The organism is Pseudomonas sp. MWU13-2100 (assembly GCF_023242365.1).
GTDB lineage: Bacteria > Pseudomonadota > Gammaproteobacteria > Pseudomonadales > Pseudomonadaceae > Aquipseudomonas.
Genome location: NZ_JALLIX010000041.1, coordinates 37,024 through 59,889, shown reverse-complemented (window position 1 = coordinate 59,889; position 22,866 = coordinate 37,024). Strand labels below are relative to the sequence as shown.

At 63.8% G+C, this 22,866-nt stretch carries 20 protein-coding genes; 6 read left to right on the top strand and 14 right to left on the bottom strand.

The genetic code is table 11. The features are described from left to right. Positions 1–157 precede the first annotated feature (157 nt). Both M5B99_RS23655 and M5B99_RS23650 read right to left on the bottom strand, forming a co-directional pair. On the bottom strand, positions 158–595 hold the full coding sequence (locus M5B99_RS23655; RefSeq protein ID WP_248806331.1) for a DoxX family protein: 438 nt from the start codon (positions 593–595) through the stop codon (positions 158–160). A gap of 101 nt (positions 596–696) precedes the next feature. Continuing rightward, entirely contained in the window at positions 697–2,121 is a 1,425-nt protein-coding gene (locus M5B99_RS23650; protein WP_248806330.1) for a transglycosylase SLT domain-containing protein, read from the bottom strand. Positions 2,122–2,357: 236 nt separating this feature from the next. Here M5B99_RS23650 and M5B99_RS23645 point away from each other — a divergent pair, with 236 nt between their 5' ends. The 3 genes from M5B99_RS23645 (at position 2,358) to M5B99_RS23635 (ending at position 5,062) form a co-directional block, all read left to right on the top strand. Then, positions 2,358–3,164 carry a TatD family hydrolase gene (locus tag M5B99_RS23645; protein WP_248806329.1) on the top strand — a complete coding sequence of 269 codons (807 nt, stop codon included), beginning with the start codon at positions 2,358–2,360 and terminating at the stop codon, positions 3,162–3,164. Positions 3,165–3,260: 96 nt separating this feature from the next. Then, positions 3,261–4,739 carry a methyl-accepting chemotaxis protein gene (locus M5B99_RS23640; protein ID WP_248806328.1) on the top strand — a complete coding sequence of 493 codons (1,479 nt, stop codon included), beginning with the start codon at positions 3,261–3,263 and terminating at the stop codon, positions 4,737–4,739. 83 nt (positions 4,740–4,822) lie between these two features. Continuing rightward, complete coding sequence (locus M5B99_RS23635; protein ID WP_248806327.1) at positions 4,823–5,062, top strand: terminase; 240 nt, start codon at positions 4,823–4,825, stop codon at positions 5,060–5,062. Between the two features lie 70 nt (positions 5,063–5,132). Here the strand turns inward: M5B99_RS23635 and M5B99_RS23630 are convergent, their stop codons facing one another. The 6 genes from M5B99_RS23630 to M5B99_RS23605 all read right to left on the bottom strand — a co-directional run bounded on the left by M5B99_RS23630 (position 5,133) and on the right by M5B99_RS23605 (position 11,149). Next, on the bottom strand, positions 5,133–5,930 hold the full coding sequence (locus tag M5B99_RS23630; protein WP_248806326.1) for an acyl-CoA thioesterase: 798 nt from the start codon (positions 5,928–5,930) through the stop codon (positions 5,133–5,135). 102 nt (positions 5,931–6,032) lie between these two features. Further along, a complete protein-coding gene (locus M5B99_RS23625; protein ID WP_248806325.1) occupies positions 6,033–6,797 on the bottom strand; it encodes a CHAD domain-containing protein in 765 nt (254 codons plus the stop codon). A 7-nt stretch (positions 6,798–6,804) separates the two neighbouring features. Beyond that, positions 6,805–8,775 carry a DUF3488 and DUF4129 domain-containing transglutaminase family protein gene (locus tag M5B99_RS23620; RefSeq protein ID WP_248806324.1) on the bottom strand — a complete coding sequence of 657 codons (1,971 nt, stop codon included), beginning with the start codon at positions 8,773–8,775 and terminating at the stop codon, positions 6,805–6,807. Next, on the bottom strand, positions 8,772–9,755 hold the full coding sequence (locus M5B99_RS23615) for a DUF58 domain-containing protein (RefSeq protein WP_248806323.1): 984 nt from the start codon (positions 9,753–9,755) through the stop codon (positions 8,772–8,774). Before M5B99_RS23615 ends, M5B99_RS23620 begins: the two co-directional genes overlap by 4 nt. Next, positions 9,725–10,642 (bottom strand): AAA family ATPase, encoded by a 918-nt coding sequence (locus M5B99_RS23610; protein ID WP_248806322.1) that lies wholly within the window; start codon positions 10,640–10,642, stop codon positions 9,725–9,727. The genes M5B99_RS23615 and M5B99_RS23610 overlap by 31 nt, the downstream gene beginning before the upstream one ends. A 228-nt stretch (positions 10,643–10,870) precedes the next feature. Continuing rightward, the gene (locus tag M5B99_RS23605; RefSeq protein ID WP_248796929.1) at positions 10,871–11,149 is read right to left on the bottom strand and encodes a hypothetical protein; all 279 of its coding nucleotides are present in this window, start codon (positions 11,147–11,149) and stop codon (positions 10,871–10,873) included. A gap of 208 nt (positions 11,150–11,357) precedes the next feature. Between M5B99_RS23605 and M5B99_RS23600 the strand changes: the two genes are divergently transcribed. Further along, positions 11,358–12,398, top strand: a complete 1,041-nt coding sequence (locus tag M5B99_RS23600) for a patatin-like phospholipase family protein (protein WP_248806321.1) — start codon at positions 11,358–11,360, stop codon at positions 12,396–12,398. A 190-nt stretch (positions 12,399–12,588) separates the two neighbouring features. On the opposite strand, the gene M5B99_RS23595 is transcribed toward M5B99_RS23600, so the two are convergent. The 6 genes from M5B99_RS23595 to kdpF form a co-directional block, all read right to left on the bottom strand. Continuing rightward, positions 12,589–13,284: a response regulator gene (locus M5B99_RS23595; protein ID WP_248806320.1), complete on the bottom strand. Its 696-nt coding sequence runs from the start codon at positions 13,282–13,284 to the stop codon at positions 12,589–12,591. 36 nt (positions 13,285–13,320) lie between these two features. Beyond that, the gene (locus M5B99_RS23590) at positions 13,321–15,972 is read right to left on the bottom strand and encodes a sensor histidine kinase (RefSeq protein WP_248806319.1); all 2,652 of its coding nucleotides are present in this window, start codon (positions 15,970–15,972) and stop codon (positions 13,321–13,323) included. A 143-nt stretch (positions 15,973–16,115) separates the two neighbouring features. After that, the gene (kdpC, locus tag M5B99_RS23585) at positions 16,116–16,667 is read right to left on the bottom strand and encodes a potassium-transporting ATPase subunit KdpC (RefSeq protein WP_248806318.1); all 552 of its coding nucleotides are present in this window, start codon (positions 16,665–16,667) and stop codon (positions 16,116–16,118) included. A gap of 160 nt (positions 16,668–16,827) precedes the next feature. Further along, positions 16,828–18,891, bottom strand: a complete 2,064-nt coding sequence (gene kdpB, locus M5B99_RS23580) for a potassium-transporting ATPase subunit KdpB (RefSeq protein WP_248806317.1) — start codon at positions 18,889–18,891, stop codon at positions 16,828–16,830. 10 nt (positions 18,892–18,901) lie between these two features. Beyond that, a complete protein-coding gene (kdpA, locus tag M5B99_RS23575; RefSeq protein ID WP_248806316.1) occupies positions 18,902–20,596 on the bottom strand; it encodes a potassium-transporting ATPase subunit KdpA in 1,695 nt (564 codons plus the stop codon). A gap of 11 nt (positions 20,597–20,607) precedes the next feature. Continuing rightward, positions 20,608–20,697: a K(+)-transporting ATPase subunit F gene (kdpF, locus tag M5B99_RS23570; RefSeq protein WP_017128001.1), complete on the bottom strand. Its 90-nt coding sequence runs from the start codon at positions 20,695–20,697 to the stop codon at positions 20,608–20,610. Positions 20,698–21,050: 353 nt separating this feature from the next. On the opposite strand from kdpF, the gene M5B99_RS23565 reads away from it, so the two are divergent. Together M5B99_RS23565 and M5B99_RS23560 are read left to right on the top strand one after the other, a co-directional pair. Then, a complete protein-coding gene (locus tag M5B99_RS23565; RefSeq protein ID WP_218225209.1) occupies positions 21,051–21,815 on the top strand; it encodes a response regulator in 765 nt (254 codons plus the stop codon). Continuing rightward, entirely contained in the window at positions 21,815–22,855 is a 1,041-nt protein-coding gene (locus M5B99_RS23560; protein ID WP_248806315.1) for an ATP-binding protein, read from the top strand. Before M5B99_RS23565 ends, M5B99_RS23560 begins: the two co-directional genes overlap by 1 nt. The last annotated feature ends 11 nt before the right edge of the window (positions 22,856–22,866 follow it).

The window sequence follows — 22,866 nt, the reverse complement described above, 5'->3', positions numbered from 1 at the left end:
AAAGACGCGGGCTTTTTCTTATCGGGAAAGGAACAAGCATCTTGAAAGCGCCACGCCCCCGCCGTCATCGCTGGCTTGCCAGCGATGACGGCGGGGAATGCTACATCGCAATCGCTGGCAAGCCAGTTGCTACAGGGTTTGCGCCACCGTCAAGATTCTACGAACGGGCGATGGCAGCGTCCGCCGAGAGCTTGCCGGCACCTTCGAGCAGTACCGCGAGCGTACCGCCCAGCAGGGCCAGGGCGAACTCATAACCGTTGTTGGCCATGAACAGACCGTTGTGGATATGCACCGAGAAGATCGCCACCAACAGGGTGAAGGTCAAGCCCAGCGCCGCCGGACGGGCCAACAGACCGATGATCAGGGCCAAGCCGCCGAAGAACTCGGTGCCGCCCGCCAGCAGGGCCATCACATGACCCGGCGCCAGACCGATGCTTTCCATCCACTGCGCCGTCCCGGCCAGGCCGTAGCCGCCGAACAGGCCGAAGAGTTTCTGCGAACCGTGGGCGGCGAAGATGATCCCGACGAAAATCCGCAGGACAGTCAGGCCATAGCCGGCGCGGGTGCTCAGAACGCGGGTGATCAAGGTGCTCATGGGTGAATCCTTTTCAATATAGGGGTTGATGGGCCTCATATTAATCAGTTTTTAAAATACAAAAAGCGCAAAAATATCAACAAACCAATCTATTTATTAGATCATTTACGTGAAGCTATCTTCCGTGCATTCGGCTCCAGGGAGTCACGCTCCCGGTCGAATGCCAGGTAGTACTTGTTCACACTGTTCACATAGTTCACCGCATTCATCCCCACCTGCTCCATGGCGATGCGCTCGACCTGGAAGAACCACTGGTTGGGGTTCAGGCCACGACGGCGGGCCTCGGCGCGCATGCCCTGGACCCGTTCCGGGCCCATGTTGTAGGCCGCTAGGACAAAGGCCATGCGCTCGCGCTCATTGAGCTTGGGGCTGGCAAAGAACTTGCGCCGGATCAGCGCCAGGTACTTGGCCCCGGCCTGTACATTGTTATCGACATTCTGGATATTGCTGACGCCGACCCGCTGTGCCGCCGAGGGGGTGATCTGCAGCAATCCGGTCGCGCCGCTGGCGCCACGGGCCGCGGGGTCCAGGGCCGACTCCTTGAAGGCCAGCGCCGCCAGGTTCAGCCAGTCGATGCCCTGGGCCTGGGCATAGCGTTGCAACACCGGGCGCAGCTTTTCCAGCTTCGCCCGATCACTGCGACTCAATGGATAATGCACCTGGTACAGGCGTCGATAGATGCGCAGAAACGCCGCGTCCTGGTTCGAAGGGGGTTTGTAGGTCTTGAGGAAGCGGTCGATGCTCGCCTGCAACATCGAGGCATTGTCACGCACGAACCAGTGCATCTGTCCCGGCTCGCTGACCAGCACCTGCTTGTCGAAACGCAGCTTGGGCATAATCCGCGCCCAGCGTTCGGCGATCGGCTGCTCAACGACGGTCAGGTGAAAAATCCCGCCCTGGACCATCTCCAGCACATCCTCCGGCGCCAGGCTCGGATCGACCCATTCGACCTTGACCGGCGACAGCTTGCGCAACGCCAGTTTCTGGTTGATCTGATTGACCGCCTCGCCCGCCGCGCTGCCGGGGGTCAGGGCCAGGGTCCGACCGGACAGTTGTTCAAAGCGGGTAAAACGCTTCTCGCCCTTGAGCCCTACCAGCAGCAACGGCACGGTGCTGCCGAGCGGATCGCTGGCGATCACCGCATGACCCGGCTGGGCCTCGAGCAATTCCCCCGGGGCCACCAGATCGCCCTCCCCGCGCTGCAAAGCGCCGAGCAGCTGGTCCTTGGCCTTGGGAATGATCTTGAGGGTGATCTCCTGGTTGTCGCGGGCCTGGCTGTTGAGGAACTGCTCAAAGGCGCGCAGGCGATGGTACTCGACGCCAATCACCTCGCCCTGGACCTCGCCGCTGCTGTTGCGACTCTGATTGACCAGCACCCGCAGGACCCGGCTGCTGCGAATCTCCGCGAGGTCGCGCACCTTGCCCGGCTGGACGATTTCCAACGGCCCGGCCAACCGCGCAAGCGCCGGCAACGGCAGCAGCAGGGACAGGCACAGCAAGAGCAACAGCGAGGGTCGCTTCTTCATCCGTTCTCCGGAAAGAATACTGCCCAGCCTCAGACAAGGTGGCCTGAAGTCGAACAACTGAAATCGAGCGTCTTTTGAACGCGAAAAGTGCGAAAGACTGGGTACGGCACCAGGGTCATGCCAACCGATGTTTTCTTCCGGCTTTAAGAGACAGTCATAACTCGTTGTAGTTCTTGATTTTTATTATAAATCTACAGCTCTGGTATGCTTTTCGGCCTGTGGCCTGAGGTAGCACCATGCAACTCATCGATATCGGCGTCAACCTGACCAACCCCAGTTTTGCCGGCAAACAGCGGGAAATACTCGAGCGCGCCCATGCCGCAGGAGTCTGTCAGCTGATTGTGACAGGCACCAGCCTGGGGGGCAGCGAACAGGCGCTGGAACTGTGCAGGGAGCTGGATCAGAGCGGTCAGCGGCTGTTCGCCAGCGCCGGCATCCACCCCCACTGCGCCAGTGACTGGACAGCCGATAGCGCCGTTCGTCTGAAAGCCCTGCTGATGGAGCCGAATGTCTGCGCGGTTGGCGAGTGCGGGCTGGATTTCAACCGCGATTTCTCCCCGCGCCCGCAACAGGAAAAAGTCCTCGAGGAACACCTGGCCCTGGCCGTGGAGTTGCAGCGCCCGGTGTTCCTCCACGAGCGCGACGCCAACACCCGCTTGCTGGAAATCCTGCGGGACTACCGCGACCGCCTGCCCGCCGCCGTGGTGCATTGTTTCACCGGCGAACAGAAGACGCTGTTCAGCTACCTCGACCTGGACCTGCATATCGGCATCACCGGCTGGATCTGCGATGAGCGCCGCGGCACTCACTTACACCCGCTGGTGCGAGAGATCCCCCGTGGCCGCCTGATGCTCGAAAGCGACGCGCCCTACCTGTTGCCACGCAGCCTGCGACCCAAGCCGAAGAACGGTCGCAACGAACCGGCATATCTGGGCGAAGTACTGCGTGAAGTGGCCCAGCACCGGGGCGAGAGCCAGGATGAGCTGGCCGCCCATACCACCGCCTGCGCCCGTACATTCTTCAATTTGCCAAGCCTCGACTAAAGCGCTATTGACCTACATCAACTAGCATCTTGCTCGCTAGCGGCACAATAATGGCACCTTGCCAAAACTGTTTCCGCTCTATCAGGGAAGACCCCCATGCGTGCCTGGCTTAGCAATATCTCGCTGAAATACAAGTTCTGGGCCGTAAACGCGGTCGCGTTCATCACTACCCTGTTTCTGGTGCTCTACGCCGTGCAGTTGGAACAGCAGGCCTGCACCGACGCCTCGCGCGCCGCGGTCCAGGCCCAGGCTCATCTGCTCGCCGCCTGGCCCGAAGGCAAGGCCTGGCCCGAGGCCGACAACCTGTTGCCGTTCAAGAGCGGTGAAACACCGACCCTCAAGGGGCAGATGTTGCCGCGCCTCAAGGACGCCAACGGCTGGGTCGCCTACGACTATATGCCGCTGTTCGGCGACAACCCGCTACTCGGCGCGCAAGTGCTCGGCCGTGGCGAGCAACAGGTCGCCGTACTTGCCTATGCGCCGAGCCTGGCCCAGGTGTTCAGCGAGCGTTTCGCCAACTATGCGGTGGCCGTGTTCATCCTGATGCTGGCGATGCTCGGCGCCTCACAGCTACTGATCCGCTTCCTGCTCAGCCAGCTCAATACCCTCAAGGACGTGATGCTCCATGTGGAGAAGAGCGGCGACCTCTCGGCCCGTGTTCCCCTGGCCGGCAAGGACGAGGTCGGACAGATGGCCAGCGCCTTCAATGCCATGCAGGCCGGCTATCAGCGAGTGGTCGGCACAGTGGCCCGCACGGCGGCGCAACTGGATGTCGGCGCCGCGCGCCTGGCCTCGAGCATGAATGACGTGCGCCACGGCATGCTTGGCCAGCAAAGCGAAACCGACCAGGCCGCCACGGCCATCAATGAGATGTCGGCCACGGTCTATCACATCGCCCAGCACGCTGGCGCCACCCGTGACCTGTCGAAAACCGCCGATGACCTGGCCGGCAGCGGGCAGGCGGTGGTCAGCCGGGTCCAGCAGTCGATCACCGGTTTGTCCAGCGGCGTGCAACAGACCGCGACGATGATCCAGCAACTGGCTGAAGACAGCCAGAAGATCAACAGCGTGGTCAGCGTGATCCATAGCATCGCCGAACAGACCAACCTGCTGGCGCTCAACGCCGCCATCGAAGCCGCCCGGGCCGGGGAAATGGGCCGCGGTTTCGCCGTGGTCGCCGATGAAGTTCGCAACCTGGCCAAACGGGTGCAGACCTCCACCGACGAAATCACCGGCATGGTCTCGGCCTTGCAGGCCGGCACCCGCGACGCCGTGGACTTTATGCAGGAAAGCTCATTCAAGGCCGACGACTGCGTGCAGCAGGCCCAGGAAGCCGGAGAGGCGCTGGCGCAGATCACCAGCGCGGTGGCCCAGATGCGTGAAAGCAACACCCAGATCGCCGTGGCCGCCGAGCAGCAGAGCCAGGTAGCCGAGGAGATGAACCGGGCGGTGGTGAGCATCCGCGACGTGACCGAGAACACCGTGCAACAGACTGTGGACTCGGCCACCACCAGCCATGACCTGGCGAAGCTGGCGGGAGAGCTGAACAAAGCGATTGGCCAGCTCAAACTATAGGATCGATAGGAAGAGTTGATTCGCGCTGGATGTTGGACCGGCTTAATCTCTGTTCACCGACTACACGAACAGAGGAAAAGATCATGGGCCAACGTCACCCCAACTTCCCCGCCTGGCAATGGCGAGTAGCACCCCAAGCGTCGAACGATGGCACCCGCGCAGGCATGCATCTGCTGGCGCTGATCTTGTTCGCGGTGTCCTTCCTGCTCTTGAGTTCCGGGGTGTTCGCCCAGAACCCGACCAACTTCGCCGTCGGCGTACTGGGTCTGGTGGCCGCGTTCAGCCTGCGCGGCAAAAGCCAGAGCCTGGCGCTGGAGGCCTGAGCCACCATGGCTTTCCTACCTGTGGGAGCCGGCTTGCGGGCGATAGCGATGTGACAGTCACCACCGGCTGTCAGCCAAACACTGTAACCGTCTGCCGGCTCAATGCAATCAGCCGCCCATCCGCGCTCCACAACGCCGCGGCCACATGGCCATAGCCGTCGCGGGCATGTTCGATCACCGCGCGGTATTGGCACCAGTCCAGCGTATCGAGCGCCAGCAACGGCTGGACGAACTCCACGGTCCAGGTCAGGGTGCTACCGGCCGCCGGCTTGCTCAGGTGCGGCAACACCGCCGGCGGCCAGGCATCCACCAATGCCAGCAGATGCGCCTCGGTCAACGGCTCTTGCCGCACATCTCCACGCAACCGCACCCATCCGCCCATCTGCCGTGACGTGTTGCCGCTAAAAGGCATGCCACCCAGGCCCCAACGCATCGACAGATGACGCATGAACTCCGGCATCACCCCCTGGATATACGGCGCTTCCGGGCATTCATCCCAGTGCTTGAACGCTGGCGCCGGCTCAGACGCCACCTCCACCACCGACTCCCGGGACGCGCCGAAGCTGCCCTGCACCAGCGTCACCACCTGACCATTCTGTACCACCCGACCCAGCACCTGGCTGACCGCCTTGCCCTCGCGCAACACCTCGACATCAAAATCGATGGGCAACCCAGGCTCGGCCGGCCCGACAAAGGTCACCGCCAGCGAACGCAACACTCGCTCGGCCGGCACCCGGGCGCGCATCGCTTCGTATTGCAGCGCCACCACCAGGCCGCCGAAACTGGCCCGTCCCTGCCCCCAGTCGGCGGGAATGGAAAGCCCCTTGGGCTCGCGACGAACCGCATCGAGCAAATCTGAAAAGCGCATGCTGACCTCAGCTGGAAAAAGTCCTGCAGAATAGTAACCAGCCCATCGGCGGCACACAGCGCTCATACCGGCCAAAGCAGCGGTCAAACAGGCCGCCGGCACTCAGCTGAAACAAGTCTCGCTCAACCGGTCCAGCACCCGGTCGGCCTTGCTCTCGGCCTGGGCCATGGTCCTGCGCCAGCCCGTGACACAGGATTGCAAGTCCGGTTCCTGTTCCGCCCGCAGCAGCCATTGCCAGCAATCGTGCCAGTCCCCCAGCGCTTCCTGCGCCGCCTTCAGGGATTTCAAGGCCGGGGCCGGCAGCCGGTTCAATTGCGGATAGGCTTCAGCGGCGTAACGCACGCGCTTGATCAACAGCCGCAGCCGATGGCGGTCATGCAACGGATCATGCAATGCCTCATCCAGCGCCGCCCATTGTTTTTCCAGGCGCTTGTCGATGCGCCTATGCAGCTTCTTCAACAGGCCCTGATGCTGCGAAGCCCGGAGAAAACGCGGAAAGACATCGAGCACGTCGAACAGCTGTTTCAGCTCGGCACTGCGCGCCACCGCCCAGTAATCGTCGGACAACTGTTCGGTGCGCCGCGCCGCCGCCACATGATGTCCCTGCCGATGCAGGTAGGCGGCCAGCACTTCACGGTCGCGAATCGGCGTGGTCAGGCTGCCGACCTGCTGCGCGGCCGCCTCGACCTGTTCGACACCCGGCAAGCCACGCAACGGTCGCAACAGACTGCGCAGGCGCCGCACCGTGGTACGCAAGTCATGCAGGCCCTCCTCGTCGGTCAGCGCATCCACCCGCGCATGACAGGCCAACAAGCGCACTTCCAGGCTCAGTACCTCAACCACCAACTCATCCACCAGGGCAGACATTCGACACTCACTCCCAAATCGAACTTCCAAGACTACGACGCAATGATCGCAACCGCTGTTGCAATGCATCCATCGACGGGGTCTGTCCAGCATAGCGCTGGGCCACGAAGCTCTGGACAAATGCATTGATATTTTCCGCCTGGCGCGGCAACTGCCGTGCCGCCCGCTCGCCAAACGCCTGCGGGCCTTCGCCCGGCTCACGTACCAGACCGCGTCGACACAACAGCTTTTCAAAGGCCGCGAACACACGCAACGACGGATCGCCGGTGTTGCGCCAGGGGCGCAGCAGCAACAGCGAGAGCAGCCCCAGGATCACTACCAACCCGACCGGCAGGGCCCAGGCGGTCAGATCGCCGAACCAGCGCCCCAGCAGTTGCAGTTGCTGGTCCCCCTGATAACCCAGGACCCGGCGTTGCCAAGCATAATTGAGATTATCCCAGCTCTGACGCAGATCATTGAGCCAGGTCAGGCGCTGGTAGCGCAGCAGCGAAAGTGATGAGGCGCCGAGCATATCCTCGTCAGCCGCCAGGGCCTGCTCCAATCCTTGATCGATGCGTTGCGGGGCCACCGCATAGGTCGGATCGACGCTACGCCAGCCCTGCCCGTCCTGCCAGTATTCGACCCAGGCGTGGGCATCGAACTGGCGCACCGTGAGAAAATGCCCCGCCGGATTCAGTTCGCCACCCTGATAGCCGGCCACCATCCGCGCCGGAACTCCCGCCGCCCGCAACACGTAGACCATGGCCCCGGCGTAATGCGCACAAAAGCCCTGGCGGCTGTCGAACAGGAAAGCGTCGATACTGTCGGCGCCCAGGATCGGCGGCTTGAGGGTGTAGTAATACGGCTCGTCGTGAAAATGCTTGAGCAGCGCCGCCACCAGCGCCTGGGCCTGTGGATAAGCTTGCCGCAACTGCGCCGCCCACTGCCGGCTGCGCGGATCGCCCTGGGCCGGCAACTGCAGGGCCTGGCGCCGGGCCCGCTCACTGAGCTGCGGATCGCGCACCACCTGCGGCCAGGACTCGGCCCGATAGAGCAAGACCTGCTGCACCGGCCGCTGGCGCTGCACCCGATAGTCCGCCAGTTGATGCACATCGGCCTGATCGGTACGGGCCACATCCAGCGCCGGCAACCAGGGTTTGCCGCTGGCCTGGAGGATGATGCTGTAGCGCCAGGACTCACCACCGGCCTGCCATTTCGGCGCCTGACTGTAGTTGACCGATGGCGCCTGGCTCCAGCGCCGACCGTCAAATTGCTCGAGGGTCAGCGCCCGCCAGTACAGCTCGCGACGCGCCGGCATCGAGCCGTCGAAGCTGGCGCGAAAGACCAGCTCCGCAGAACGGCCAAGCTCGGCCACATCCCCCGGCGACATGCTCTCGGACAACCCGCTCTGCGCCTTGTCGATGGCCAACGGCAATGACCAGAGCGGCGCGATACGGGGGAAAAACAGGAACAGCAGGAGCATCAGCGGCAAGGCTTGCAACAACAGGGTCGTGGACAGTCGCAAGGTCTCCAGAGGCCGGGTGGTCGAGCCTTGCTGCAAACCGACCAGGGCCGCCAACAACGCCCCCACCGGCAGCAAGCTGTAGAACGCCCAGGGCAGGCTGTCCTCGAACAGATAGGCCACCGCGACACAGAACAGCCCGAGGAAAATCAGCACCAGGGCATCGCGACGGGTGCGGGTCTCCACCAGCTTGAGGATGAACATCGCCACCAGCAGCACCGCCCCGGCGTCCAGGCCGATCAGACTGCTGCGCGAGAGCCAGATACCGCCGATGCTGACCAGCAACAGAAGCAGCTCCATCAGCCGTCCGGGAAAACGCGCGCGCATGCGGTAGACCTGGATCCGCCAGACCGTGCAGCCGAGCCACAGCGCGACCATCCACGGCGGTACATGGAACCAGAACGGCACCATCACCAACGTCTGGGCCACCAGCAGCCAGACCAGGCTGGCGCGGGAGATCAGCGGTGCGGCGCTCATGGGGCCTTCCCGAACAGGGCGAGGGCGCGCAGGCAGGCCGCGCAATGGGCCGCGCCCGTGTCGCGGTCCAACACCTGGCCAGGCAGACGCAAGGAGAACATCGTCTCGCGGCGGGACAGCTCCAACACCCAGTAACACAGACGTGACAAGCGCTGCTCGACATCCCCGCCCAGGGCCAGGAAGTCCAGGCACAACTCACGGCCGTCGAGCCGGGCGAATTCCTTGATCAACAGGCCCTGCCCGCGAGAGTAGGCTTTCCAGTGCAGGCGCCGCCAGGAGTCGCCGGGCTGGTAGACCTTCAATCCCTGGTAATCGTCGACACCCTGGCCATGGGCACGCATCCCCTCTTCGCGATCATCGCTGAGCACACTGGCCAGGGTCGGTAGCTCGCCTTCCAGGGGCTGCGGATAAACCAGCACCTTCTGGCCCAGGTCGAGCCGGCTCCAGGTCCGCAGGATCCCCAACGGAAAACTGCTCTCGACACCGATGCGCGGCGCGTGCAACCAGCCGCGCACCAGGGTCGGCCGGTTCAACTCCAGTTCGCAGAATCCCGCAGGCGGCACATCGACGCGATGCAAAGACTGCTTCGACCAGCCCAGGCCGATGGCCTGATGGGCTTTGCCGGCACTTTCCAGGCGCACGAGAAACCGCGCCTGCTCGCCGACGAACACCGCAGGCACCGTCCCGGCACTGAGCACCAGCCCCTGCAGGTTGCGCCAGGTATGCAGGATCGCCACCACGAACACCGACAACAACAGGAAGCACAGGGCGTAGGCCAGGCTGTTCTGGTAGTTGATGGCGACCATCAGGATCAGCGCCAACAGCGCGGCAAAGACTCCGCCGGCGCGATTGGGCATGATGAAGATCTGCCGCTGGGTCAGCTGAATCCGCGTCGAGGGCGGCAGGCGCCGCGCCAGCCAGGCCTGCCAGGCCCCGCGCAGGCGCCGGATCAAAGCGCCGGCACCTCGCGCAGCAGCCACTGCACCAGGGCACCACCGCCCTGCCCGGCCGGATCGGCACGCTCGCGCAGGCGATGGCTGACCACCGAGGGCAAGACCGCCTGGACGTCTTCCGGCACCACATAGTCGCGTCCGGCCAACAGCGCCCAGGCCCGGGCGGCGGCGAGGATCGCCAGGCTGGCGCGGGGTGACAGCCCCCAGGCAAATTGCGGCTGATCGCGGGTCGCCCCGACCAGGCGCAGCACGTAGTCCACCAACGGGTCGCTGGTGCGCACCTGCTTGACCTGCTGTTGCAACGCCGACAGTTCGGCATGGTTGAGAACCGGCTGCAACTTCGGCAGCAGGTCGCGGCGCGACACGCCTTGCAGCAGGGCCTTTTCCGCGGCCCGGGCCGGATAGCCGAGGGACACCCGCATCAGGAAACGATCGAGCTGCGACTCCGGCAAGGCGAAGGTACCGCCCTGGCTGCTGGGGTTTTGCGTGGCGATCACGAAGAACGGCGACGGCAAGGGCCGGGTGGCGCCTTCGATGGTCACCTGGCCTTCTTCCATGGCCTCGAGCAAGGCACTCTGGCTCTTGGGCGTGGCTCGGTTGATTTCGTCGGCCAGCACCAGTTCGGCGAAGATCGGTCCCGGGTGGAACACGAACAACCCGCTGTCCTTGTCGAACACCGAGGTGCCGAGGATATCGCTGGGTAGCAGGTCGGAGGTGAACTGGATACGCTGGAAGCTCAGGCCAAGGACCTTGGCCAGGGTGTGGCTGAGGGTGGTCTTGCCCATGCCGGGCAGGTCTTCGATCAGCAGATGACCGTTGGCCAGCAGGCAGGTCAGGGCCAGGCGAACCTGCGCATCCTTGCCCAACACCACCTGGTTCACGGCCTGCAGGCAGACTTCCAGTTTACTGCGCATAGGCAGACATCCGAACTTGGGAGATGCCTAGGATACTACCGTGTTTCTGGTGTTATGCAGGTGAGTGAAATAGTGCCATTTTCTACAACGGCACTGAACCTGCTTTCTGCAACGACACCAACCCCGTGGGAGCCGGCTTGCTGGCGATGGGGGCAACGCAGTGATCAATTACACCCCGTCATCGTTCATCGCCAGCAAGCCTCCTACCAAGAGGGCGCGTTCACAGGCTCAACGCCCGGCGCGGGATTCTCGGATGTAGAAGCGCGCCTTCTCAGCCTTGTTGGTGCAGCCCTCGTAGGCTTCGAACTGCTGCTGGGTCTTCGCTCCGGTCAGCAACGACAGCGCCTTGGAGTAGCTCACGGTCCCGGCAAAGCCTTCGGCCTTGGCCAGGTCCAACTCGTGCCAGGCGGCATCCAGCTGGGTACCACAACTGTCCCGGTAGGCGGTCTTGCCCGCACAACCGGCCAACGCCAACGCAATCAATGGCACACAGATCCAGGCTTTCATCAATGACCCCTCAGGAGAAAATAAACACTTGTGCAGGTTAAGACGGCGCGCCGGGCAAAAAGTGCCTTGGCCTTTCACTCAGCTTAGTCAATCAAGATGACGATAGCTGGCGTCAATCCGATTCGACGGCAAAGAACGGCCGATGCCATGATTGTACCCGTCTCGCCGTAGGTGCATTGTTAGCAACAGCTTGTTCAAGGACTGACTCATGAAAAAACGTGTCGCGCTGGTGCTTGGCTCGGGAGGGGCCCGCGGTTATGCCCATATCGGGGTGATTGAGGAAATCGAAAGACGCGGTTACGACATCGCCTGCATCGCCGGTTGCTCCATGGGCGCGGTAGTCGGCGGCATCTATGCCGCCGGCAAACTCGACGAGTATCGCCGCTGGATCGAGAGCCTGGACTACCTCGACGTACTGCGCCTGGTGGACGTGAGCTTCCGCCTGGGCGCGATTCGTGGTGAAAAGGTTTTCGGACAGATCCGCAAGATCGTCGGCGAGATCAATATCGAGGACCTGCGCATTCCCTACACCGCCGTCGCCACCGACCTGACCAACCAGCAGGAAATCTGGTTCCAGGAAGGCTGCCTGCACCAGGCGATGCGCGCCTCGGCGGCGATTCCCAGCCTGTTCACCCCGGTCATGCAGGGCAACCGCATGCTGGTGGACGGCGGTATTCTCAATCCCCTGCCGATCGTGCCGGTGGTCTCCAGCCACTGCGACCTGATCATCGCCGTCAACCTCAACGCCACCAACCAGAAGCAGTACCAGCTACCGGTGATCCAACGGCCGCCGGCGTTCAAGAGCCGCTTCAACAGCCTGCTCAGCTCCATGGGCTCACGCCTGCCGTTCCGGCGTAAACAGGCCGAAGAGCTGTTGCGCCTGGAACAACAGACCCTCGCCAGCGAAGCCGCCCGGGTCGGCAATCCCTGGCTCGACGGCCCGGAGCCGCAGGACCGACAAGCCGCCGCCGCACCGCAAGGCGACGGCGCGCCGAAGTCCGCCACCGGTTCGTTCATCATCGACAATGTGGGGCCAGCCTCGCTGCTGGACCTGATCAACCAGAGTTTCGAGGTGATGCAGACCTCGCTGGCGCAATACAAGATCGCCGGCTACCCGCCGGATATTCTGATCAACGTGCCGAAGCGGGTGTGCCGCTTCTTCGAATTCTACAAGGCGCCGGAACTGATCGCCCTGGGGCGGGAGATTGCCAGCGATACGCTGGATCGCTACGAGGAAGAAGGCCGCTAGATGCTCACAGGCGGGGTTTGCCACTGAACCAAGACAGAACGCGGTCTTGTGGGAGCGGAGCTTGCCCGCGAAGAGGCCCGTGAGAGCGCCAAAGGCTTCGCGGGCAAGCTCCGCTCCCACACTTCATCAAGGTCTCGTCGTACCCGGTCTTTGTGAAAACTGGCTTGCCAGCGCCCTTGACCGACCGGCATCAGCCCTGGCTATCGAGCAACCGATAACCCACACCCGCCTCGGTCACGATAAACCGCGGCGCGGTCGGGTCATCCGCCAGCTTCTGGCGCAAATGCCCGACCACGATCCGCAGGTAGTGACTGTCTTCGGTATGGGTCGGTCCCCAGATATCCTTGAGCAACTGCTGCTGGGTGATCACCCGCCCGGGATGCCGCGCCAGTTGCGCCAACACCGCATACTCCTTGCGAGTCAACGACACTTCCGAGCCATCGAGCAACACCCGCCGGTAGGCCAGGTCGATGGTCAGCGGACCGAAGGTCAACGCCGCCTCCTGGGCCTCGCCGCTGGGCGCCTGGCGCAACAGGGCGCGAATCCGCGCAAGGAACTCCTGGATACCGAACGGTTTGGTCACATAGTCGTTGGCCCCGCCGTCCAGCGCCTCGACCTTCTGCCCCTCGCCGGCCCGCACCGAGAGCACCAGCACCGGGGCAGTGGACCACTCGCGAAACTCCCGCAACACCTGCTGACCGTCCATGTCCGGTAGACCGAGGTCGAGCACCAGCAGGTCGGGTTTGTTCAAGGCGGCGTGGGCCAGACCCTCGGCGCCGGTGCCCGCTTCCAGCACCTTGTAGCCCTGGGACACCAGGCTGATGCGCAGGAACTTGCGAATCTGCGGTTCGTCGTCGATGACCAGGATGGTCGCAGTTTGAGTCATGGTCTTAACATCGTGACAATCGGTGGCCAAAGCATATCAGGCTTCACTTTCAATGCCCGGTTGCTCCTGCAAAGGGAGGAACAGGGTGATACAGGTGCCGTGGCCGTCAATGCCATCATCCACGGCGATATGCCCGCCGTGTGCGCCGACCATGCCCTGGCAGATCGCCAGGCCCAGGCCCGTGCCCTGCCCGCCGCGATCACCACGGGCGGCGGTGTAGAACATGTCGAAAATCTTGTGCCGCTCATCTTGCGGAATCCCCGGTCCTTCGTCGCTGACGGAAAAGAACAGCTCCTTGTCGGTGGTCCCGACGCGCAGTTGCAGGCGCCCCTGGGGCGGTGAAAAGCGCGCGGCGTTTTCCATGACATTGATCAGCGCCTGTTCGATCAGCGCCGCGTGCACATAGAGTAGCGGCAAATCCGCCGGCAACTCGGTACTGACCTGCAACGGCGCCAACACCGCCCGCAGCCGGTTCAGCGCGCTGCCGATGATATCCGCCGGCGCGACCCAGTCGCGCGCCAGCTTCAGCGCGCCGTGCCCGAGCCGGGTCATGTCCAGCAGGTTCTGGATATAGCGGTCCAGGCGCTCGGCTTCGTCGCGGGTGCCTTCGAGCAGTTCCCGGCGATCTTCCAGGGGAATCGCCTCGCCCAAGGCCAGCAGGCTGTCGATGCTGCCGCGCATGGACGTCAGCGGCGTGCGCAGATCATGGGACACCGAGGCGAGCAAGGCACTGCGCAGTTGTTCGGTTTCACCGTGCAGGCGTGCGGCCTCGAGGTCGTCGGCCAACTGCGCCCGGGCCAGCGCCTGGGCCAGCGGCTGGCTGAGGGCGGTCAACAGGCGTCGACGCTGCCCGCTCAGAGTCTGGCCATCTTTGGGACGCACCCCCAGCAGGGCCATTGGTCCTTCTTCCACCGACAACGGCCACCACCACCAACGCCCGAACGGCAGCGTCCCGGTGCCCATGCCCGCTGGCTGGTCGTGTTGCCAGGCCCAGTCGGCGGCGGCCCGCTCGGACTCGGAGAAGGTCTGCGGGCCGCCGGTCTCGACTTTCCAGCCGCCCTCGCCGTCGCGGTTGAGCAGGCACACCTGCAGTTCTTCCCAACCGCTGAGGTGTTGGGACGCGGCGCTGATCACCGCCTGGCGATCGGTGGCTGCCGTCAATTTGCGTGACAAGTCGAGCAGTTCGCTGGTTTCTTCCTGGGTATCACGCAGGGCCTCCAGTTGCCGCCGCTGACGCGCCGCGAGGTTACCGGTGAGCGCCGACATCAAGAGGAAAAACAGCAATGTCAGCACATCCTCCTCACGCTGGATGGCGAAGGAGAATTTCGGCGGGATGAACAGAAAGTCGTAACTCAGGAACGACAGCACCGCACAGGCCAGCGACGGCCCCAGGCTACTGCGCACCGCCACCAGCAAGACGGCGGCGAGGAACACCAGGGAGATATTCGGCAACGGCAGAATACTGGCCACGCCCCAGGCCAGGGCCGTGGCCAGGATCGTCGCCACCAGTGCCATCGCATAGTCGAACCAGACCACCGCTTGCGGGGCGCGGGTACGCGTGACCTGTTGCTCTTCGTCACGGTCCAGCACGTTGATTTCCAGACCATGGGCACTGCGCAACAAACGCGCCGCGAGGCCGCCACCAAACACCCGGCGACGCCAGTCCTGCCGCGACTGCCCGACCAGCACCAGGCTGGCGCGGCGTTCGGCGGCATGCTGGATCAGGGTCTTGGCCACCTCCCCGGCACGCAGCAGTACCACTTCGCCGCCGAGGCGCTCGGCCAGTTGTTGGGCGCCTTGCAGGCGCAGACGCGACGGTTCGTCGCGCACGCTGCCGTTGTCCACATGCACCAGGCTCCAGGGCAGATGCCGGCGCTGGGCGACCCGACTGGCATGGCGCACCAGCCGCTCGGCCTGGGCGTCACCGTCGACCCCCACCAGCAAGCGCCCCCGCAGGGCCGGCGCCGACTGGCCGAGGGTCCGGTAGCCGAGGGCCAGGTCGTTGTCGACCTGGGCCGCGGCCGTCTGCATGGCCAGTTCGCGCAGGGCGGTGAGGTTGGTCTGGGTAAAAAACGCATCGATGGCGGCGCGAGCCTGCTCCGGCACATAGACCTTGCCGTCGCGCAGGCGCTCCAGCAGTTCGCGGGGCGGCAAGTCGATCAGCAGCAGCTCATCGGCCTCCTGCAGGACCCAGTCCGGCAAGGTTTCACGAACCTGCACACCAGTAATACCGCGCACCTGGTCATTGAGACTTTCCAGATGCTGGACGTTGACCGTGGTGAACACGTCGATACCGGCGGCCAGCAATTCCTGGACATCCTGCCAGCGTTTGACGTGACGACTGTTGGGGGCATTGCTGTGGGCCAGTTCATCGACCAGCACCAGCTTGGGCTTGGCCTTGAGCAGGCCGTCGAGGTCCATTTCCTCGAGTAGCACGCCGCGATACTCCGAGCGCACCAGCGGCTGCTGCGGCAAACCGCTGAGCAGCGCCTCGGTCTCCGCGCGGCCGTGGGTCTCCACCACCCCGGCAAGGAGCTTTACACCCTGACGCAGTTGCGTGTGGGCGGCCTGCAACATGGCGTAGGTCTTGCCGACACCGGGCGAGGCGCCGAGGAAGACCTTGAGCCGGCCACGACCGTCGCGGGGCAGTTCTGCTAGGAGCGCGTCGGCGCGACCGGAATCACTCATGTCATCGGTTCTCACTTATGAAGCTGACACCACCGCCCCTTGTCGGAGCGGAGCTTGTGTGGGAGCGGAGCTTGCCCGCGAAGCTTTTGGCGTCCTTGAGGGCCCCTTCGCGAGCAAGCTCTGCTCCTACAAGGTAATGGTGTTTATTTCGAAACTTCGGCCAGGGCCGCATTCAAGGCAAGCACATTGATCACCGGAGGGCCAATCAACGGTTGCTCGATATGCATTTCAACCAATCGCTCGACATCGGCCGCCGGCAGGTTGCGCGCCTGCGCCACCCGCGCCAGTTGATAGCGAATCGCCTCAGGTGGCAAGTGCGGATCGAGGCCACTGGCCGAGGTGGTCAGCATCGACAGAGGCACCGGACCCTGGCCGGGCACCGCCTGCTTGGTCGCATCGTCGAAGATCCGCGTGGCCAGGGCCGGGTTGCTCGGGCTCAGGTTACTGGACGAACTCGACACAGTGGCGAAGGCCCCCGCCGAAGGCCGCGGGTGAAACCAGGTGTCACCGGTGAAATCCTGGGCAATCAGGGACGAGCCACGGACCTTGCCATCGGCATCGCGCACCAGGCTGCCATTGGCCTGTTCCGGGAAGGCCACCTGGGCCACGCCGGTGACCACCAGGGGATAGGCGACACCGGTAATCAGGGTCATCAGGACCAACAGGCTCAAGGCCGGACGTACTACGCTGGACATGTTCAATTCCTCAAATTCAGGGGTACACAACCTGTGGGAGCCGGCGTGCTGGCGATGGGGCCAGTGAGCCTTGCATCGCCTGATCGGCCGCCATCGCCGGCAAGCCGGCTCCTACAGTTTTCATGCGCTTGCCAGCGGCATCGCCGGCAAGCTCGCTACGTCACACCAGGTGCAGCGCCGTCAGCAGCATGTCGATGGCCTTGATCCCCACGAACGGCACCACGATGCCGCCCAGCCCGTAGATCAGCAGGTTGCGCCGCAACAGGTGCGCGGCACTCGCCGCCTGCACCCGCACGCCACGCAGGGCCAGCGGGATCAGCACGACGATGATCAGGGCGTTGAACACGATCGCCGAGAGGATCGCGCTCTGCGGGCTGGTCAGGTGCATGACGTTGAGCACGCCCAGCTGTGGATAAATCGAGGCGAACAGCGCCGGCAGGATGGCGAAGTACTTGGCCACGTCATTGGCGATCGAGAAGGTGGTCAACGCCCCCCGCGTCACCAGCAATTCCTTGCCGATCTGCACCACGTCCAGCAACTTGGTCGGGTCGCTGTCGAGGTCGACCATGTTCGCCGCCTCGCGCGCCGCCTGGGTGCCATCGTTCATCGCCATGCCGACGTCGGCCTGGGCCAGTGCCGGGGCGTCGTTGGCACCGTCACCGCACATCGCCACCAGCCGACCGTCGTTCTGTTCCAGGCGAATCCGCGCCAACTTCTTCTCCGGGGTGGCCTCGGCCAGCACATCGTCAACCCCCGCTTCCGCGGCGATCGCCGCGGCGGTCAGCGGGTTGTCGCCGGTCACCATCACGGTGCGGATACCCAGCTTGCGCAACTCGGCGAAACGATCACGGATGCCCGGCTTGACCACGTCCTTCAGATGAATAACCCCGAGCAGGCGACCATCGGCGCAGACCAGCAAGGGCGTACCGCCGCTCTGGGCGATCCGGTCGACTTCGCGGGACAACACTGGCGACAGGTCGCCGCGCTTCTGGCCGACAAAGGCCAGCAACGAATCCACCGCGCCCTTGCGGTACACCCGGCCCTGGTAGTCGACACCCGACAGGCGCGTTTCAGCACTGAACGGTACGGCGGTCAGTGCGCTCGCCGGCGGTTCTTGCTGTGGGTGCAGTTCGCGCAGGTACTCGACAATCGACTTGCCTTCGGCGGTGTCATCCGCCAGCGAGGCCAGCAAGGCGCCTTCGGCCAGTTCCTTGGCGCTGACGCCAGGGGTGGCATAGACCGCCGTACAGCGACGGTTACCGAAGGTGATGGTGCCGGTCTTGTCCAGCAACAGCACATGTACGTCACCCGCCGCTTCCACCGCGCGACCGGACTTGGCAATCACGTTCAGGCGCACCAGGCGGTCCATCCCGGCGATACCGATGGCCGAGAGCAGGCCGCCGATGGTGGTCGGAATCAGGGTCACCAACAGCGCCACCAGAAACACCAACGGCAGGCTGCCGCCGGAGAAGTGGGCAAACGGCTGCAGGGTCACCACCACCAGCAGGAAAATCAGGGTCAGACCGATCAGCAGGATGTCCAGCGCCACTTCGTTGGGGGTCTTCTGGCGCTTGGCGCCCTCCACCAGGGCGATCATGCGATCCAGGGTCGACTCGCCAGGGTTGGCGGTAATGCGCACGACCAGCCAGTCAGACACCAGGCGGGTGTTGCCGGTGACCGCCGAACGGTCACCGCCGGACTCGCGGATCACCGGTGCGGATTCGCCGGTAATCGCCGCTTCGTTGACGGCGGCGATCCCTTCGATCACCTCGCCATCGCCGGGAATCATTTCCCCGGCGACCACCCGTACCACATCCCCCTTGCGCAGATTGGCGGCCGGAACCGACTCAAAGCTGCCATCGGCCTTGCGACGATGGGCCACCAGGCCTTCGCTGCCAGCCTTCAGGCTGTCGGCGCGGGCCTTGCCGCGGCCTTCGGCCAGGGCCTCGGCAAAGTTGGCGAACAACACGGTGAACCACAGCCAGAGGGCGATCTGGGCGGAGATAAAGATCGAAACAGTGCTGTCCGGCACAAAGCACAAGACAGTGGTCAGAATCGCCGTCAGTTCGACCACGAACATCACCGGCGCCCGTTGCAACTGGCGCGGGTCGAGCTTGACGAAGGCTTGGACCAGAGCCGGACGCCATAGGGCAGAGATCGCGGTCTTGGCCGGCTCGGCCACTTTGGCTTGCGCCGTTTTTCCTGCGGGAAGAGGCATATTCATCATTATTTCCTCAGAAACCCATGCTCAAGTGTTCGGCAATCGGTCCCAACGCCAGCGTCGGCAGGAAGGTCAGGCCACCCACCAGCAAGATGGTCACGGTCAACAGCGTGACGAACAGCAGGCCATGGGTCGGAAAGCTGTTTTGGCCAATCGGTGCGGTTTTCTTCATCGCCAGGCTGCCGGCCAGGGCCAGTACCGGGAGGATGTAGCCGAAGCGGCCGAGCAGCATGCTCAAGCTCATCATCAGGTTATGGAACGTGGTGTTGGCGCTGAAACCGCCAAATGCCGACCCGTTGTTGGCCGAAGCCGAGGTGTAGGCATAAAGCAACTGGCTGAAACCATGGGGCCCCGGGTTGCTGATCGCGGCGGCCGGTCCTGGCAGGCTGGCCGCCAGCGCGCCGAGCACCAGGGTGCCCACCGGCATCACCAGCAAGGTCACCACCAGCAGTTGCACTTCCTTGGCCTGGAGCTTCTTGCCCAGGTATTCCGGGGTACGACCGATCATCAGGCCGGCGAGGAACACCGCGATCAGCACGTTCAGCAACATACCGTAGAGGCCCGCGCCGACGCCGCCGAAGATCACCTCGCCGACCATCATGTTGACCAGCGCGACCATCCCGCTCAACGGGTTGAGGCTGTCATGCATGGCATTGACCGAACCGTTCGACGCGGCCGTGGTGGTCACCGCCCAGAGCACGCTGGCGGTGGTACCGAAGCGGGCTTCCTTGCCTTCCAGCGGAGCGGTCTGCTCTACCAGCGGATTGTGCAGCGCCGGGTTCGGTTGATATTCGGCGTACAGCGAGACCGCGCCGCCGATCAGCAGCAGGGCCAACATACAGCCCATGATTGCCCGGCTCTGGCGCAGGTCCTTGACGTAATGCCCGAAGGTGAAGACCAGTGCCGCCGGAATCAGGATGATCGACACCAGTTCGATCAGGTCGCTCAGGGCGGTGGGGTTTTCGAAGGGGTGGGCCGAGTTGACACCGAAGAAACCGCCGCCGTTGGTGCCCAGTTGCTTGATCGCGATCTGGCTGGCCGCCGGACCCAGGGGAATGACCTGGTCGACGCCCTGCATCGTCACGGCATTGACGTAGTGCGCAAAGGTCTGCGGTACGCCCTGCCAGACCAGGAACAGCGCCAGCACCAGGCACATCGGCAGCAGGCCATAGAGGGTGGCACGGGTCATGTCGACCCAGAAGTTGCCCAGGGTCGCCGCCGAGCGGCGACTGATGCCACGACACAGGGCGACCAGCACGGCCAGGCCGGTGGCGGCGCTGACGAAGTTCTGCACGGTCAGGCCGGCCATCTGGCTCAGGTAGCTGAGCGAGGCTTCACCGCTGTAGTTCTGCCAGTTGGTGTTGGTCATGAAACTGACGGCGGTGTTGAACGACAGGGTCCACTCCAGCCCCGGCAGATTCTGCGGGTTGAGCGGCAGGTACTGCTGGAACAGCAAGATCGCGAACAACAGCAGGAAGCCCGCAAAGTTGAAGGCGAGCAAGGCCAAAGCGTATTTCTGCCAGCTCTGTTCGCTGCCGGCGTCGACCCCGGACAGGCGATAACAGGCCCTCTCCAACGGCCCGAGCACCGGCGTCAGCCAGGTGCGCCGACCTTCCATCACATTGTAATAGAACCGCCCCAGTGCCGGTGCTGGCGCAAGCACCAACACGAGAAACGCCAGGATCAGCAAATAGTCATAACTGTGCATACCTGCCGCTCCTAGTTCCGATCCGCGCGCAACAGCGCGACCAGTAGATAAATGAACAGCGCCACAGCCAACAGCAGTGACACCCCGTCCAGAATGCTCATGGAATTTTCCCCTTGGTACGGCAACAGCCGTGTGTGGCGTTCATTGTCATGAGGAAGGCCGTAAAGGAACGAGAGCGACGCCGGGGGCGATGCGTAAAGAAGGCGTAAAGAGTGCCTTTACGTAGGAGTTACACCCTAGAATCCGCACGGGTTCCAGGGAGATGAGCGGTTTGACGGAGACTGCGTGTATCAGTCTCGATACAAAACCGACAAGCGGCCAACACCCACCCCCTGTAGCTTCGCGCATAGCTACACTTGAAAGGGATCCCGGCCTTCGATCCGGGTACCTATCCTGCAACAATTCGCGGCCCCTCTTTTCCGGGTTGGCCGCTTACCGGTAGATAATCGCCCGCATGCAGAACACTCCCGCTCCTCTGGCTGATGTCAACAAATCGCTTCCAACGGGCGATGACAAGCGCTGGAATGTCCGCGCGCTGATCGTCGATGACGATATTCCCATCCGCGAACTGTTGATCGACTACCTGGCGCGCTTCAGCATCCAGGCCACCGGTGTCACCGACGGCGCCGGCATGCGCCAGGCCTTGCAGCTTGAAACCTTCGACGTGGTGGTTCTCGACCTGATGCTTCCGGGTGAAGACGGCCTGTCGTTGTGTCGCTGGCTGCGCACCGAATCGGACATTCCGATCCTGATGCTCACCGCCCGCTGCGAACCCACCGACCGGATCATCGGCCTGGAACTGGGTGCCGACGACTATATGGCCAAGCCCTTCGAGCCCCGTGAACTGGTGGCCCGAATCCAGACCATCCTGCGCCGGGTGCGCGACGATCGCACCGAACAGCGGGCCAATATCCGCTTCGACAACTGGCGTCTGAACAGTGTGCTGCGCCAATTGATCGCCGACGACGGGCTGGTGGTGCCACTGTCCAACGCCGAGTTCCGCCTGCTCTGGGTCTTCATCGAACGCCCGCGCCGGGTCCTCAGCCGCGAACAGTTGCTCGACGCCGCCCGAGGTCGCTCGATCGAGGCTTTCGACCGCAGCATCGACCTGCTGGTCTCGCGCCTGCGGCAGAAGCTCGGCGACGACCCGAAATCGCCACAACTGATCAAGACCGTGCGCGGTGAGGGCTACCTGTTCGACGCGAGAGAAATCGGCTGATGCGCGCACGCCTCGACACGCTGTTCGGTCGCCTGTTCGGCGTGTCACTGGTGGCGATCATCCTCGCCCACATGCTGGGTTTTCTCTGGTTCCATCATTATGGCGGCCCACCGCCACCGCCACCGCCTCCCGGTATGAGGGAAAATTTCGACCCCAACCATCCGCCCCCTCATCGCCGTCCACCTCGCCCCTGGTTTGGCGGACCGCTGGTGCCGCTGACACTCCAGATCATTTCCCTGGTGATTGTCGCCTGGTATGGCGCCAAGCTGCTGTCGCGACCGATCCAGCGCCTGAGTGACGCCGCCGAACGCCTGAGCGAAGACCTCAACAGCCCGCCGCTGGATGAAACCGGCCCGCGTGAAGCACGGCTGGCGGCCAACACCTTCAACCTGATGCAGCAGCGCATCCGCGAACAGGTGCAGCAACGCGGACGCATGCTCGGCGCCGTGTCCCACGACCTGCGTACACCGCTGTCACGCCTCAAGCTGCGCCTCGAACAGGTCGACAACATGAAACTCCAGGGCCAGATGCGCCAGGACCTGGACGACATGATCGGCATGCTCGATGCCACCCTCAGCTACCTGCATGAGCAGCGCACCAGCGAAGCCATGCAATGGATGGACGTCCAGGCCCTGGTCGAATCGCTGTGCGAAAACGCCCAGGACCAGGGCTCGCGAGTCCAGGCCAGCGGCCATTGCGCACCGTTGCTGGTGCAGCCCATGGCATTGCGTTCGTGCCTGAACAACCTGCTGGACAATGCCCTGCGTTACGCTGGCGATGCGCTGATCACCCTGGAAGACAGCCGCCGGCAACTGCTGATCCGGGTCATCGACCATGGTCCTGGGATTGCCGCGGAGAAACGCGAGGCTGTGTTCGAACCTTTCTATCGCCTGGAAGGTTCACGCAACCGCAATTCCGGCGGCGTCGGCCTGGGCATGACCATTGCCCGGGAAGCGGCCCAGCGCCTGGGCGGCGAACTGACCCTGGAAGAAACCCCGGGCGGCGGCCTGACCGCCGTGGTCCGTCTGCCCCGGGCCTGAGCGCTCTGTGT